Below are 14,157 nucleotides of genomic sequence, written 5' to 3' on the forward strand. Positions count from 1 at the left end.
CTTGGAATGATAAATGAGAATGTTGGAGGGTATTTCCTTTGGGTATGTTTGGAAGTGAAAAAACAAACAATTTAACCGCTGCAGAAATATCCGCCCTATGGCTTCAGTATACGGGCGATAGTATGGCAATATGTGTGTACAAATATTTTCTTAACATTGTTGAAAATCAAGAGATAAAGCCTATATTAGAATCCTCATTACAACTTGCTGAGGGCCATATTACGAAAATCAAGGAATTCTTTAAAAAGGCAAATTTCCAAGTCCCCATTGGATTTACGGAAAACGACGTGAATGTTAATGCCCCACGCTTATTCTCTGATGAATTTTTACTTTTTTACTCCTATATTATGACAATACATGGGTTAAACGCTTATAGCTTAGCTATTACAAACTCGGAGCAGTATGACATTCAGGATTACTTTCTTGAATGTACGACATCCTCTAAGGAATTGTTCCAGAAAATAGTGAAATTAGCAAAAAACCATCCAAAATATTCAAGTGTTCCTTCCATTCCTTCCCCACATGGGGGAAAATTTATAGAATCTCCTGGCTTCGTTTCAAATTTAATTGGTGACAAAAGACCACTAAATAGTTCGGAAATCAGCACTCTTTTCTTTAATTCAACGAAAACAGGATTTATTAAAGCATTGAGTTTGGCTTTTAGTCAGGTAGCAGAGTTAGAGGAAGTCCGTAATTTTATGTTAAAAAACGTTAAATTAGCAGGAAAAGATACAGATAGCTTTGACACGATATTGAAACAGGATCATTTACCAATACCGGAGAAATGGGATGCCGAGATTACTGATTCTACAATTAGTCCATTTTCTGACAAATTAATCATGTTTCATGCGGGATTTTTAGTAAACGCAGCCCTTAGTTATTATGGCGCATCATTAGGCTCCAGCCTCCGATCAGATATAATGGTTAACTATTCCAAAGTATTTACCCATGCTATGGAGGCTGGTGTAATTTCTTACAACATTATGGTTAAACATGGATGGTTAGAAAAACAACCCGAAGCAATTGACAGAAAGTCTCTTGTACAAGGTTCAGAGAAATAATACGATTAATTGTGCGTTGTCTATCAATAGATAACGCATTTATTTTTATCTGGCACCCGCTATTTAGCATGCAAACTATGGAAATATAGGCTATACAGAAGGATATACATAATACAAAGAGAATTAATATTATAAAAGCTTTATACATGTCATTTATGAAATCTCAAAATATAATTTAAGGAGACATACAAATGAAAAACATTTTGGTATTAGGCGGCACTCGTTTCTTTGGTCGAAAATTAGTAGAGCTATTACTGGAAGAGGGACATAATGTTGCAATTCTGACTCGCGGGCAATCAGGTAATCCATTTGGGGATAAAGTGGAACATATTGTAGCCGACCGTTTAAATAAAGAAGAATTATCCCAAAAAATAGACGGACGTGTTTTTGATATTGTATATGATAATATTTGCTATTCTCCAAATGAAGCTTATTCATTTTGCGAGTTATTTAATGGAAAAATTAAAAAGCTGGTTTTTACATCCACACTTTCCACTTATGAGATAGATGGGAAGGAAAAAAGTGAACCTGATTTTAACCCGTATAACTATGAAATTCAGATGGGTGACAGTAAAGATTTTACTTATGGTGAAGGAAAACGCCAGGCAGAAGCCGTCTTCTTTAAATATGCGAAATTCCCTGTTGTCGCTGTTCGCTTCCCAATCGTAATGGGAGAGGATGATTATACACGGCGTTTACATTTCCACGTCGAAAGAATAGTAGATGAAACTCCAATTGGATTTATCAATATGGATGCTGAAATGTCATTTATCCAAGCATCTGAGGCAGCTCAGTTTTTAAAATGGGCAGGTTTAAATGACATTGAAGGACCTTATAATGCAATAGCTACTGGAAAAATATCATTATCTGATCTTATTAAACTGATTGAAGATGTCACCGGTAAGACTGCCAAAATCTTATTAGAAGAAAATGAAGATATCCTTTCTCCTTATGCTATTCCTGCGTCCTGGTATATGACGAATGAAAAAGCAATAAATAGTGGCTTCGTATTTTCAAACTTACAGGATTGGCTAAAGCCTTTAGTGGAGGCAATCGCGAGTAATAAAGAATAAGGGCTTAATACAAAACTAATTTTAATAGGTAATTAAAAAATAAGAGCTTATTTTTATCTTTAAAATTAAAATAAGCTCTTAAGTTCTTTGAAGTTTAATAGAGTTCATTTTTGTGTTGTCTAATTAGCGAGGAGACTTATTTTTCATATCCACCTCGAAAATATTGTTTCTGTACGGAAGAAACAGGAAATTTTTTTGGCTATAATTCATTTCTCTTAGCTTTATATACTATTTAGAATCCAGCGATAGTAATTGAACTGGATTTAAATTGACCAAATTTGGATGGACAAATTCCCCTCCCTTACGAATCAATTGATCATCAAACCATATTTCTCCTCCGCCATATTCCTCCCGTTGAATGAGTACCATATCCCAATGAATAGAGGAGTGATTGCCATTCGAACAACCTTCAATGCATTCACCTATCGCCAAATGTATCGACCCAGTTATTTTTTCATCAAATAGGATATCCTTCATTGGTGTTAGGATATGAGGGTTGACACCAATAGCAAATTCACCAAGGTACCTGGAACCTTCGTCCGTATTTAATATTTCTTCTAAACGTCTTGAGTCATTCGCACTAGATCGGACAATTTTTCCATCCTCAAAGAACAACTTTATATCTTCAAATATAAACCCACCATATGGAGAAGGGGTATTAAAAGTGATATATCCATTTACTGAATATTTATTTGGTGCAGTATATATCTCTCCATCTGGGAGATTGAAAGTTCCGACACTTTTATAAGAGCTTTCCCCTTTAATGGAAAACTGTAAATTGGTATCTTTTCCTTTAATTGTTATTATATCGGTTTGATCCATGAGTTCGATTAAAGGTGTCATCGCATTACTCATTTCTTTGTAATCAACTGTACAGACATCATAAAAGAATTGCTCGAACTTTCTAGTACTCATATTGGCAAGCTGTGCAAATGATGGGTTAGGATATCGTAATATAACCCACTTTTTTTGTTTTACACAAGTTAAAAAACGAACTTCCCTTTGGTAAATCTGATTGTAAGTCTGAATGATTTCACCCGGAATATCTGATAATTCATATAAATTATGACTGCCACGAATTCCTATATAGGCATCTACGGTTTCCATCTGATATTTATCAACAGTCGTCCATAATTCTATCTGTTCTTTCGAAGCATTCAATAATAAGTCGCTTATTACTTGGTTATCCCGTAATGTTACAATTGGATATGCCCCAATTTTTTGTATTTCTTCAATAAGTGATCGTATAATTTCGATACGTTCTACATCAAATGCTTCTATTAGAACTTTTTCATTCTTTTGAAGACCTAAAGAGTGATGAACAATTTGACTGGACAATAATGCATTTCTATCCATTTTCTATCCCTCCTTCTATCATCATATTGGATTGTAAATAACAAAAGAGTAAGGAAGCTGTTTGTTGAATGGACGATAAATGGGTTCTTTCATATGCATGGGTGGCATCTACTCCCGGCCCAATTAAGCCATGAATAATATCATGTCCAGCATGAATAGCTGAGGAAGCATCTGATCCATAAAAAGGAAATATATCAAGGTTGTAAGCAATATTATTTTTTTCGGAAAGCTGTTGTAAACTTTTTCTTAACCCCAAATGATAAGGACCACTTGAGTCTTTGGTACAAATAGAGACAGAATACTCATCAGAAGCTTGGCCGTCACCGATAACACCAATATCAAGTGCAAGATATTCCACTGTTGCTGGAGGTACACTAGCATTTCCACCATATCTAATTTCTTCACTATTAGAAAAAAGGAAATGAGTGGTATAAGGTAAAGAAATTTCTTCCATATGAAGTTTCTTTAGTATTTGAAGCATTATTACTACGCAGACTTTGTCGTCAAGATGCCTGGACTTTATAAAACCTGATGGGGTAAGCTCCATTCTTGGTTCAAACGAAATAAAATCTCCCACTTCGATTCCTAATGATCGAACATCATCCGCATTACTTACCTGTTCATCGATTCGAATCTCCATGTTTGCTTGATTTCTTTCCGCCTTTGCAGAATCCTTGTAAACATGTAGTGAAGTTTGATGCATTAAAATGGTGCCTGTATAGACCCTACCTGAAGAGGTTTCTATTCTGCAGTTTTCCCCTTCAATAGAATTGAAAGTGAAACCACCGATTAAATCCATGGTTAACCTACCACTAGGTTTGATTTCCTTAATCATAGCACCTAATGTATCTACATGCGCTGTTACAAAGCGGTGATGATTCTGATCCTTACCTGGCAAAGTTACTAGTAAAGCCCCTCTATGATTCCACTTTGTTTCAATGCACAATTCATGTAGGTATTCATCAATAATGGATATGATTCCGAAGGTGTTCCCTGCAGGGCTAGGTATTTCCACCAACTGTTTTAGTAGATTGTAGGTATTTTCCATAGCGAAATCCTTCATTACATGCTCCACCTTTCTTTATGTCGTGAATTCATGTAAATGGTATCATTATTATTTTTTCTCAAAAAGGTGCAATTTTTTAATAAATCTCTTTAAACTGTACCTCTTCCATTTCAAAATAAAAAAAGAAGGTGACTCCCTTCTTTTAGTTCTATTCTATTGACCAGGCAATTTTTAGATGAACAATTGCTTCTTCTAGTTCCTCGATTTGCAAACCACCATAATTTAAAATGAATTGTGGATTTTCTGGTGTATATAGGTAACGGTACTTTTTCGTAGATATTAAATAAACGCCTGAGCTTATAGCTAATTGAGCCAACTCATCTTCCTCATTTATCCCTTTTGTCACTAGTTCAAGAACCAAATGAGTTCCTGCTCCTGTATCGATAACATTAACTGTAGGTCCAAAATTTTGTTCAATTATCTCAATAATCCTTTTATTTTTTTGTTTATAAATTATCTTCATTTTCTTAGTATGCTTATATAAATTCCCCTCTGAGATAAAGGTAAACAATTGCTTTTGCAGATGAATAGAAATTCCAGGAGTTGAATAGGTAGCTACTGTCGAATTATATTTTTTTAATAAATGAGGGGGAAGTACCATATAACTACATAAAATTTCAGGGCAGAGAATCCGAAAGAATCCTCCTAGATAAATTACATTTTCATTTTGATCAAAACTTTGAAGAGCTGGTATGGGTGAATGTTCATAAGTAAAAGCACAATCAAAATCATCTTCAATCACATAAACTTGATTTTGTTCTGCCCATTCCATTAAAGCTTTTCTTTTCGTTAGAGACATCATGCTTCCTAATGGAACCTGTTGTGATGGACTAGTGTATAGATATCCATTTAACTGATGCTTCTTTAAATCTTCCACACATAGTCCGTCAACTTCCATTCTAATTGGTTGGATTTCATAACCCTGATGTATGAAAAAATTACGGACTACATCATATCCTGGATCTTCGAAATAAACTACTGTATCTCCATGCGACTTAGAGTTTGTTAAGGTTAAAAGAATTTGTAATAATTGGGTAGAGCTTGTTCCAATCACAATTTGATCAGGGTTACAATGTAGCCCCCTGACCGAATAAAGATATTTGGCTATTTCTTTTCTTAAATACCCTTCTCCTTTCGGATCCATCGAATGAGTGTCATCCGAACCACTGAGTAACGAATTTGTCTTTGCAATTTGATTCCAAATTGCATAAGGGAATTCACGATAATCTACTGCTTTGTGATAAAAATCATAACGAATCGGGGGATTATGTAATGATGTGGTTGATTCTCGAGGAATTTCCTTATGCTCCCGAACTCTATTTACAAAGAATCCACTCCCTTGTACTGATCGAATGAAGTCTTCTTGTATTAATAGTTGATAAGCAAGATCAACCGTATTACGACTGAGACATAGATACTCAGCCAAATTTCTAATGGATGGCAAACGAGTGTCTTCTAAAAGTTTTTGTGTTTCTATTTCTTTCTTAATGAATAAAAACAATTGTAAGTATAGTGGATTATCCCCATCCTTTTGAAGATTTGGAGTAAGAAGAGAAAGTTTATTCATCAAAACCCTCCGTTTATCATATATACTCTAAAAAATTCAATCGACTTCAAAATCTCGCTAACAACATTATAAATTAGCCAGATACCACAAACACGAAAAAAATTGCAGTTATCCGTAATTATTCTAATGGTCCTTTCGTCACACTATTCAATGATTATAATGTTAAATCACTCAGCGAATTTACGAACTTTTTAAAAAATTGGTATACTGTATTTAAAGGAGGTAAAAAAATGCAAATCAAAAAAGTGAATCCAGAAAATGTTGCACCCCCAATTGCGCAGTATCATCATGTAACCGTAATCCCAAAAGATGCTGAATTAGTGGTATTATCTGGACAAGTAGGTAATGACAAAAACGGGACTTTACCAGAGGATATTGAAACTCAATTTGTCAATGCTCTAGAAAATATTAAATCCATACTACAAAGCGAGGGTATTGATGTTACTAATGTATTTAAAATAAATATTTGGTTAACGGAAAGTATCAACAGAGATGTGTACTTAAAAACGTGGAGTGAATTCCATCATCAGTCTCCTCCTGCTACTACCCTGGCATATGTTGCAGCATTAGCCAGACCTGAATTAAAAGTAGAGGTGGAAGCCTGGGCTGCGAAATAATAAATAGTAATTTCTTAGTTAGATAGGTGCATTAAGTGCACCTATTTTATTTTTCCGCGGTAATAATAGGAGGAATCCCATTTTACAAAGCCTATTTTCCATTAAACATTTACCATATTACTCTTACTAAATGATGCTCCCAAGCAATTTTGGAGGTGAGGAAAGGCGACAGCTTAACTAAGAGTCGAATCAATTCAATCCGTTAGTTTCTTGAGAAGCTAGGAAAACATTTTAAGTAAAATTACTTATAAAATAATCTTTACTTTTACAAATTAGTTTTATATAATACTAACTAAGATATAGTTAGTTACTTTTTGTAACTTATTATGAACTTTATCTTCGATTTGATTAGAAGCATATATTTTTTTACAAAATATCTCGAATTCGAGATATTAGTAATACGAAACAAATAACAGGAGTTGATAATATGACTCAATTTATTGATTTGGTGAATAAAAGAAGATCTACAAGTAACTTTCTTGATAATATTCCTATCACTAAAGAGGAGCTTAATGAAATTTTTGAACTTGTAAAACTGGCTCCCTCTGCGTTTAATCTGCAACATACCAAGTACTTTGTCGTAATTAATCCTGAGATAAAGGAAAAAATGAGATTAGCGGCAAATGGACAATATAAGGTGAAAAGTTCATCTGCGGTCATTTTAGTCTTAGGTGATAAGAATGCCTTTAATCAAGCTCCTGAGATCTATGAAGGCTTGAAAATGTTAGGGATTGTCAATCAGCAAGAATACAATCAATTGGTCTCGGATACTATCTCCTTTTATGAATCAAGGGGACATGAATTTCATAAAGAAGATGCCATAAGAAATGCTTCCTTATCAGCTATGCTTTTTATGTTAGCTGCTAAGGAAAAAGGTTGGGATACTTGCCCGATGATAGGATTTGATCCAAAAGCTGTTAAAGAATTGTTATGTATTAATGATGAACACGAAGTAGCTATGATGATCACAATAGGGAAAGAAAAAGTGGAAAGCAGAAAACCGAGAGGCTATCGAAAACCTGTCAGTGAATTTGTATCTTACTTTTAAAAATTCGAAAGGACGTGTGTAGAATGAAAAAACAAACAATGGGAATTCACCATATTACTGCAATTGTAGGACATCCACAGGAAAATGTAGATTTTTATGCAGGGGTTTTAGGTTTACGATTGGTTAAGAAAACTATTAATTTTGATGACCCAGGAACGTATCATCTTTATTTCGGAAATGAGGGCGGAAAGCCTGGGACCATCATTACCTTTTTTCCTTGGGCAAATGCTTCACAAGGGAAAATCGGAGGCGGTCAAGTAGGAGTAACTTCTTATGTAGTTCCAGAAGGGGCAATGAATTTTTGGGAAAATCGATTAACAAAGTTTAATATCTCCTTTGTTAAGACAGAACGATTTGGTGAGACCTATTTAGAATTTGATGATCCACATGGTCTTCATTTGGAAATTGTCGAAAGAGAAGAAGGAGACAATAATACATGGCAATTTGGAGAAGTAACACCTGATGTTGCCATTAAAGGGTTTGGCGGTGCTACCTTATTATCGGCCCGTCCGGATAAGACAGCAGAACTTTTGGAAAAAGTGTTAGGATTAGAAGTTGTTGGAGAAGAAAATGATATCCGTCGTTTCCGTTCACTGAGTGATATTGGAAATATCATCGATTTAAAATTAACTCCTGTAGGACGCGGAGAGATGGGAGTTGGAACTGTCCACCATATTGCTTGGAGGGCCAAAGATGACGAGGATCAATTAGATTGGCAAAAACATGTCAGCAAATATGGATATGGAGTGACACCTGTTAGAGATCGCAATTATTTTAACGCTATTTACTTTAGAGAACATGGAGAAATATTATTCGAAATTGCTACAGACCCTCCAGGCTTCGCTCATGATGAATCATACGAGACAATGGGTGAAAAATTGATGTTGCCACAACAATATGAAATGTACCGAAGCCGACTAAATGATGCTTTGATTCCGATTCAAGTAAGAGAAATAGATTAATTTTTCGAAAGGAATGATTTTCTTTGCTCTCTATTGACCCATCTTTAAATACAGAAAGGGAAAACTACAAACTTTTAATTGGAAGCATTATTCCAAGACCAATCGCGTTTGTAACGTCGGTTTCAAACAATGGGACAATAAATGGAGCGCCTTTTAGCTACTTCAATATTGTTTCAGCGAACCCGCCAATGATTTCCCTCTCTATACAGCGTTCTGGAGGGAAACAAAAGGATACTGCACGTAATATTATTCATGCAAAAGAGTTTGTTGTTCATATTGTGGATGAGCAAAACGTGGAAAAGGTGAATCAAACGGCCGCTAATCTTCCACCAAATCAAAGTGAAATTAAATTAGCTGATTTAACGCTGGTTGATAGTGAAAAAATCAAGGTGCCTGGGGTGAGCGAGTCAAAGGTTCGGATGGAATGTGCTTTGGAATACTCTATAGAACTAGGAGAGAATGATTCGATAGGCTGTGACCTAATTATCGGGAAAATAGTTCAATTTCATATAGACGAGGAAATTTATGAAGATGGAAGAATCAATCCAGCAGGTTTAGCGGCAGTAAGTAGATTGGCAGGAATAAATTACGCGAAAATAGGTGAGGTTTTTTCCATGGAGAGACCGAAGTAAAAAGGAGGTGTTCACATGTTGAAAACAGAAGGGATTCATCATATAACCGCGATGGTAAATGATGCGCAAAGAACCATTGATTTTTATACAGGAGTACTTGGATTAAGGCTGATAAAGAAAACTATTAATTTTGATCGTCCTGAAGTTTATCATCTTTACTTCGGAAATAAGACAGGAGAACCAGGTACGATAATTACTTTCTTTCCCTGGGCAAAACAACTGAAAGGGCGTATCGGAACAGGACAGGTCGGCGTAACGGCTTATATGATTCCAAAAGGCTCTATTTCTTTCTGGGAAAGTCGTTTGCAAAAATATCAGATATCCTATCAATCTTCTTCTCGATTTGGTGAATCTTATTTGGAATTAAGTGATCCTGACGGACTACACATTGAATTAGTGGAGCGAGAAGCGGAGGCAATAAATGCACGGGAAGTAATAGACATCCCTGCTGAATATGCAATAAAAGGATTTGCTGGAGCGACTCTATTGTCAAGATACCCTTATAAGACCTCTGAGGTTCTAGAAGCTGTCTTAGGATTAACATGTCTTGGTCAAGATGGGGAATTCCTAAGGTTTACGGCCGATGGACACCTTGGGAATATTATTGATATTAAGTTGTCCGCATCAGTAAGAGGGCTAATGGGGGCGGGAACTGTCCACCATATTGCATGGAGAGCCAAGGATGAGGAGCAGCTTCAGAAGTGGAGAGAATTGCTCGAACAAGCAGAATATTTTCCAACTGAGATATTAGACCGTAATTACTTTAAAGCACTTTATTTTCATGAAGGCGGGGGAATTCTCTTTGAAATCGCAACAGATCCACCTGGATTTACTGTTGATGAACCACTGTCTGAACTGGGGAATAATCTCATGTTACCCCCATGGCTAGAGGATAAACGAAAAGGATTGGAAGAACTACTTCCTCGTATTGAGGTTAAGAGTTTGAAAGGAGAATAAAAGATGAAACATTTCTTTCAAGAAGGAAAGGACTCTTTAAAGCCAACTTTACTGTTGCTGCATGGTACAGGTGGTAATGAGTTGGATTTACTTCCTGTTGCGGGAAGAGTTGACGATGAAGCATCCATATTAAGTGTACGCGGAAATGTATCAGAAAATGGGATGCCACGATTCTTTCGTAGATTAGCTGAAGGCGTCTTTGATGAAGAAGATCTAATCTTTCGTACAAAGGAGTTAAATGACTTCCTCGATGAAGCAGCTGAAAAATATCAGTTTAACCGAAATAATATCATCGCAATAGGTTACTCTAATGGGGCAAATATAGCAGCAAGTTTATTATTTCATTATCAGAATGCCTTAAAAGGGGCAATTCTCCATCATCCAATGGTACCGAGAAGAGGAATTAATCTTCCTGATTTATCAGGGAAATCAATATTTATTGCGGCAGGAACAAACGATCCAATCTGTTCCCCATTGGAATCGGAAGAGTTACAATCATTATTAAAGAATGCTAATGCTGATGTAGAACTTCATTGGGAAAATAGAGGTCATCAATTAACAATTGATGAAGTCGAAGCAGCCGCTCAATGGTATAAACAAAAAACATTTAAGTAATTGAAAATAAAAGTTAGAGTTTATATTTTATGCAAGAATTAGGGCTACAATTAATTCGCATAATGGTTGGAATTGTGTTCTTCTTTTATAGAACTCAGAAATTATTCGGACGGTTTGGGTCCCTTTTTCAACAAATCAGCCAGTTTGCTTAATAATTTTCATAACAGGGTGCGTTAATCCTTCTTCGATTAGCGTACCCTGTTTTTTATGAAGGAATTAAATATTATTGGTAGAAGAAAGGAATATCCCAAAATGGAGACATTTCTTTAACAATTGCTCCATTTTTTTAAAAGATGAATTAATACCACCTAGATGAATGTTCTTTTGTTGATGGTGCATAGAATAATTTATTATAGACCAGATTATAAGTATCTGGTAAGTAGTAAATCCATTTTAAATATCCACTTGTAATCATTTTTTCTGAAATTTTATTAGTAAAATTTAACAAATTGACTTTTTTAAAGCAATTCCATAGGTATGATTTTATAATAAATCCATTAATGCCTCAGCAACTTGATGATGCCCCAATTGCATTTGTAATAGGGGTAATAACAAAATTTTTTTCATATGTCTCAGTTCCGGTTCTATAAGTAACCATTTTTTAAATAACGATTAATTAATTCTAAGTAAGACTAAAACAACTATAAGTCCTAGCCCTTACACTGTATCACCCATTTCGAGGAATTCTTGTATATTAATTCATTTTTAATGATATACTCAGTCTTTTATTAAAAGGAGGATTTTTTTATGAAACTTTAACGAAACAATAAGTGATTCTTAGCACTTCTTTGCTAATTTAAACTGTAGGACTTATCTCGTTTATGAATCTTTTGTATTAATTATAAATCTCATCCTAAAAAGTCCTTGAATACAATATTTTCTTAAACATTAGGAGGAAAAATGTTTTTATCTTATCCCATCTTAGCTGCTCTTTTGGGGATGCTATTTGCACAGTTTGTAAAAATCCCCATTCATTTTTTAACAACAAGGGAATTAAAGTGGAAATTAATGTTCAGTACTGGTGGAATGCCAAGTTCTCATACATCTACGATTATCGCTTTGACTACGGCAATTGGACTAACTTCGGGTATTTATTCAAATGAATTTGCCATCGCAATCGTCGTATCCTTTATCGTTATGCATGATGCTACCGGAGTTCGAAGACATGCTGGTTTTCATGCAGAAGTTCTAAATAAATTATTAGTTGATTTTAATAGATTAATTGATACTTTAAAAAATCCAAATTTAGAGAAAGCCGAGTATAGAGAAAAACTAAAAGAATTATTAGGACATAAGCCAATCGAAGTGTTTTTTGGTGCCATAACAGGAATATTAGTAGGAGTGTTAACGTATTACTTTTATCCATTAAAATGACCTAGTTCCACATGGATTAGGTCATGTACTTTTCTTGAAGTTCTAAGTCGTATTTTAAAAGAAAGGTAATATTACCTCTGTTCCTTACCCTTCTTTAGCTAATAGTGTAATAGCACTAACTACGGCGGATATTGTAGCCTCCATCCAACACCTCCAGTTCCAAGCCCTCCTGGCACAAGCATTATTGTAAAGCATTCATGAAGCAGCCGATCAAGCTGGCCATTACTCTACCAACATGCCCCTGATCTACACTTTTTTACCCCAACGAACGATTAGAAAGATTCTCTACATTTTGAATGAAGGACTGTAATTCGTCTATAAATATTTTTGCAGCTTTCCCCATAAATTTGTCCGTTCGATATATGATGCAAATATCCTGACTTGGTGTAGGATTGAGAAGCGATACGACAGAAATGTTATCGCGTTTCAGATAATCAAGCAGCATTCGCGGAAGAATTGCCGCTCCTATCCCTTGTTCGACTAAAGACAGAAGCGTTGATAACGTTGAGGTTACAATGGAATTGTCTATAACAATCGCTTTTTCCTTACAACAAGATTGGATTACCCTTGAAATCTGATGCTCGGGGCCGAACATTACTAGTTTAAGTTGCTGTAATTGTTCGAAGGGGATCGCCTTTGACTTCGCAAAGGGGTGATCCGAATGAATAGCCAATGCAAACTCCTCATGGAACAAAGGGATGACCGAGATGCGATCATCCGGATTCGTTGGGACAATGGTAACTCCTAGATCCCGTGTTCCGTTGACAACCTGTTCATACACATCTACGGTCTCCGTAACCTGAATGGAAAGTTTGGGATATGTGCGGTGGAAGTTGATCAATAGTGTATCAAACAGCAAATCTCCATCTCCAGGAAGAATCCCAATGTCCAGCCTGCCACCTTCCATTTTCTTTAGATCCGTAATAGCTCCTTTTATATAGTCGACTCGCTCGAAAATGATATCACATTGTTCCAACAAGATCTTACCTGCTTCTGTCAACGCAATCCGCTTGCCAATGCGGTCGAACAACGGCATCCCAAGCTCATTTTCCAAAAATTTAATCTGCTGACTTAGATTAGACTGTGTCGTGCATAGGTTCTCGGCCGCCCTTGTGAAATGCAATTCCTTACAAACCGCGGCAAAATACTCAAGCTGTCTAAATTCCATCCCCTACTTCCCCTTCCCCTTGTTAAATATTCATCTTCATTATTAATTATAATATATGACCCATTTTATTCCATATAATCATTACTAAAACCGATTAATTAAATCGGAATCTCGTGATTGTTGCTTGGTGAGGAGAAAGTTACACTTTAGATGTGAAAGCAAAACAATTTAACGGGAGGAATTTTAACTATGGAAAAATCGATTATTACTACTGGTAAGGTTCTACGTCAAATCTTGATTGGTCAGCTTCAGGACATTTCGGAAAATCAATTTGACATTCAAGCAAAAGGTTTCAATAACACGATTCGCTGGAATATAGGTCACATAGTGTACTGGACGGATAAATACTCAAAGTTATCTTTCGGATTTAAGTCTACCATTCCGCCTGAATATGAAATGTTATTCGGCACCGGAACGAATCCTTCGGAATGGGTAACTACACCACCCTCAAAGGAAGTGCTGATCGAACAGTTAAAGGCTCAACTTATCCGATTCTCAGAGCTAACGCCCGAAATGCTAGATATAAACCTGGAATCTCCTTTTGTCATGGGCCCATTCCAATTCGTGTCCTCCGGTGAGTTGTTTAACTTCGCTCTGATGCATGAAGCTATACATCTTGGGGTTATTTCAAGCCAAGTTAAAGCAATCCAATAAAGGTATC

Annotated in this window: 14 protein-coding genes and 1 pseudogene; 11 read left to right on the top strand and 4 right to left on the bottom strand. The window is 35.7% G+C overall.

Annotation, left to right across the window (positions count from 1 at the left end):
- Positions 1-44 precede the first annotated feature (44 nt).
- Both KHA87_RS15850 and KHA87_RS15855 read left to right on the top strand, forming a co-directional pair.
- Positions 45-1,061, top strand: coding sequence for a DUF3231 family protein (locus KHA87_RS15850; protein ID WP_213095207.1), 1,017 nt, complete (start codon positions 45-47; stop codon positions 1,059-1,061).
- A 191-nt stretch (positions 1,062-1,252) separates the two neighbouring features.
- Positions 1,253-2,134: an NAD-dependent epimerase/dehydratase family protein gene (locus KHA87_RS15855; protein ID WP_213095108.1), complete on the top strand. Its 882-nt coding sequence runs from the start codon at positions 1,253-1,255 to the stop codon at positions 2,132-2,134.
- A 228-nt stretch (positions 2,135-2,362) separates the two neighbouring features.
- Here the strand turns inward: KHA87_RS15855 and KHA87_RS15860 are convergent, their stop codons facing one another.
- The 3 genes from KHA87_RS15860 to pdxR form a co-directional block, all read right to left on the bottom strand.
- Positions 2,363-3,490, bottom strand: coding sequence for an aminopeptidase (locus tag KHA87_RS15860; protein ID WP_213095109.1), 1,128 nt, complete (start codon positions 3,488-3,490; stop codon positions 2,363-2,365).
- Positions 3,483-4,538: a M42 family metallopeptidase gene (locus KHA87_RS15865; RefSeq protein WP_213095208.1), complete on the bottom strand. Its 1,056-nt coding sequence runs from the start codon at positions 4,536-4,538 to the stop codon at positions 3,483-3,485. Before KHA87_RS15865 ends, KHA87_RS15860 begins: the two co-directional genes overlap by 8 nt.
- A gap of 166 nt (positions 4,539-4,704) precedes the next feature.
- Positions 4,705-6,123, bottom strand: coding sequence for a MocR-like pyridoxine biosynthesis transcription factor PdxR (gene pdxR / locus KHA87_RS15870; RefSeq protein WP_213095110.1), 1,419 nt, complete (start codon positions 6,121-6,123; stop codon positions 4,705-4,707).
- A gap of 230 nt (positions 6,124-6,353) precedes the next feature.
- Between pdxR and KHA87_RS15875 the strand changes: the two genes are divergently transcribed.
- From KHA87_RS15875 to KHA87_RS15905, 8 genes and pseudogenes are all read left to right on the top strand, one after another.
- On the top strand, positions 6,354-6,740 hold the full coding sequence (locus KHA87_RS15875; protein WP_213095111.1) for a RidA family protein: 387 nt from the start codon (positions 6,354-6,356) through the stop codon (positions 6,738-6,740).
- A 427-nt stretch (positions 6,741-7,167) separates the two neighbouring features.
- Positions 7,168-7,788: a nitroreductase family protein gene (locus tag KHA87_RS15880; RefSeq protein WP_213095112.1), complete on the top strand. Its 621-nt coding sequence runs from the start codon at positions 7,168-7,170 to the stop codon at positions 7,786-7,788.
- Between the two features lie 23 nt (positions 7,789-7,811).
- Positions 7,812-8,750 (top strand): ring-cleaving dioxygenase, encoded by a 939-nt coding sequence (locus KHA87_RS15885; protein ID WP_213095113.1) that lies wholly within the window; start codon positions 7,812-7,814, stop codon positions 8,748-8,750.
- Between the two features lie 23 nt (positions 8,751-8,773).
- Entirely contained in the window at positions 8,774-9,382 is a 609-nt protein-coding gene (locus KHA87_RS15890) for a flavin reductase family protein (RefSeq protein WP_213095114.1), read from the top strand.
- Positions 9,383-9,397: 15 nt separating this feature from the next.
- Positions 9,398-10,339, top strand: coding sequence for a ring-cleaving dioxygenase (locus tag KHA87_RS15895; RefSeq protein WP_213095115.1), 942 nt, complete (start codon positions 9,398-9,400; stop codon positions 10,337-10,339).
- Positions 10,340-10,342: 3 nt separating this feature from the next.
- On the top strand, positions 10,343-10,954 hold the full coding sequence (locus KHA87_RS15900) for an alpha/beta hydrolase (RefSeq protein WP_213095116.1): 612 nt from the start codon (positions 10,343-10,345) through the stop codon (positions 10,952-10,954).
- A 29-nt stretch (positions 10,955-10,983) separates the two neighbouring features.
- Positions 10,984-11,073 (top strand): annotated as a pseudogene (locus KHA87_RS22265) (oxidoreductase); the annotation flags it as partial.
- A gap of 781 nt (positions 11,074-11,854) precedes the next feature.
- Positions 11,855-12,328: a divergent PAP2 family protein gene (locus tag KHA87_RS15905; RefSeq protein ID WP_213095117.1), complete on the top strand. Its 474-nt coding sequence runs from the start codon at positions 11,855-11,857 to the stop codon at positions 12,326-12,328.
- A 256-nt stretch (positions 12,329-12,584) separates the two neighbouring features.
- Here KHA87_RS15905 and KHA87_RS15910 read toward each other — a convergent pair whose 3' ends face one another.
- A complete protein-coding gene (locus KHA87_RS15910) occupies positions 12,585-13,496 on the bottom strand; it encodes a LysR family transcriptional regulator (protein ID WP_213095118.1) in 912 nt (303 codons plus the stop codon).
- A gap of 189 nt (positions 13,497-13,685) precedes the next feature.
- On the opposite strand from KHA87_RS15910, the gene KHA87_RS15915 reads away from it, so the two are divergent.
- Positions 13,686-14,150 carry a DinB family protein gene (locus tag KHA87_RS15915; RefSeq protein ID WP_213095119.1) on the top strand — a complete coding sequence of 155 codons (465 nt, stop codon included), beginning with the start codon at positions 13,686-13,688 and terminating at the stop codon, positions 14,148-14,150.
- Positions 14,151-14,157 lie beyond the last annotated feature (7 nt).

Source organism: Bacillus sp. FJAT-49736 (assembly GCF_018343615.1).
Lineage (GTDB): Bacteria > Bacillota > Bacilli > Bacillales > Bacillaceae_C > Margalitia.

Coding starts and splice junctions, on each gene's coding strand:
- KHA87_RS15850 (WP_213095207.1), top strand. CDS start 45: ATGTTTGGAAGTGAAAAAACAAACAATTTAACCGCTGCAGAAATATCC.
- KHA87_RS15855 (WP_213095108.1), top strand. CDS start 1,253: ATGAAAAACATTTTGGTATTAGGCGGCACTCGTTTCTTTGGTCGAAAA.
- KHA87_RS15860 (WP_213095109.1), bottom strand. CDS start 3,490: ATGGATAGAAATGCATTATTGTCCAGTCAAATTGTTCATCACTCTTTA.
- KHA87_RS15865 (WP_213095208.1), bottom strand. CDS start 4,538: ATGGAAAATACCTACAATCTACTAAAACAGTTGGTGGAAATACCTAGC.
- pdxR (WP_213095110.1), bottom strand. CDS start 6,123: ATGAATAAACTTTCTCTTCTTACTCCAAATCTTCAAAAGGATGGGGAT.
- KHA87_RS15875 (WP_213095111.1), top strand. CDS start 6,354: ATGCAAATCAAAAAAGTGAATCCAGAAAATGTTGCACCCCCAATTGCG.
- KHA87_RS15880 (WP_213095112.1), top strand. CDS start 7,168: ATGACTCAATTTATTGATTTGGTGAATAAAAGAAGATCTACAAGTAAC.
- KHA87_RS15885 (WP_213095113.1), top strand. CDS start 7,812: ATGAAAAAACAAACAATGGGAATTCACCATATTACTGCAATTGTAGGA.
- KHA87_RS15895 (WP_213095115.1), top strand. CDS start 9,398: ATGTTGAAAACAGAAGGGATTCATCATATAACCGCGATGGTAAATGAT.
- KHA87_RS15900 (WP_213095116.1), top strand. CDS start 10,343: ATGAAACATTTCTTTCAAGAAGGAAAGGACTCTTTAAAGCCAACTTTA.
- KHA87_RS15905 (WP_213095117.1), top strand. CDS start 11,855: ATGTTTTTATCTTATCCCATCTTAGCTGCTCTTTTGGGGATGCTATTT.
- KHA87_RS15910 (WP_213095118.1), bottom strand. CDS start 13,496: ATGGAATTTAGACAGCTTGAGTATTTTGCCGCGGTTTGTAAGGAATTG.
- KHA87_RS15915 (WP_213095119.1), top strand. CDS start 13,686: ATGGAAAAATCGATTATTACTACTGGTAAGGTTCTACGTCAAATCTTG.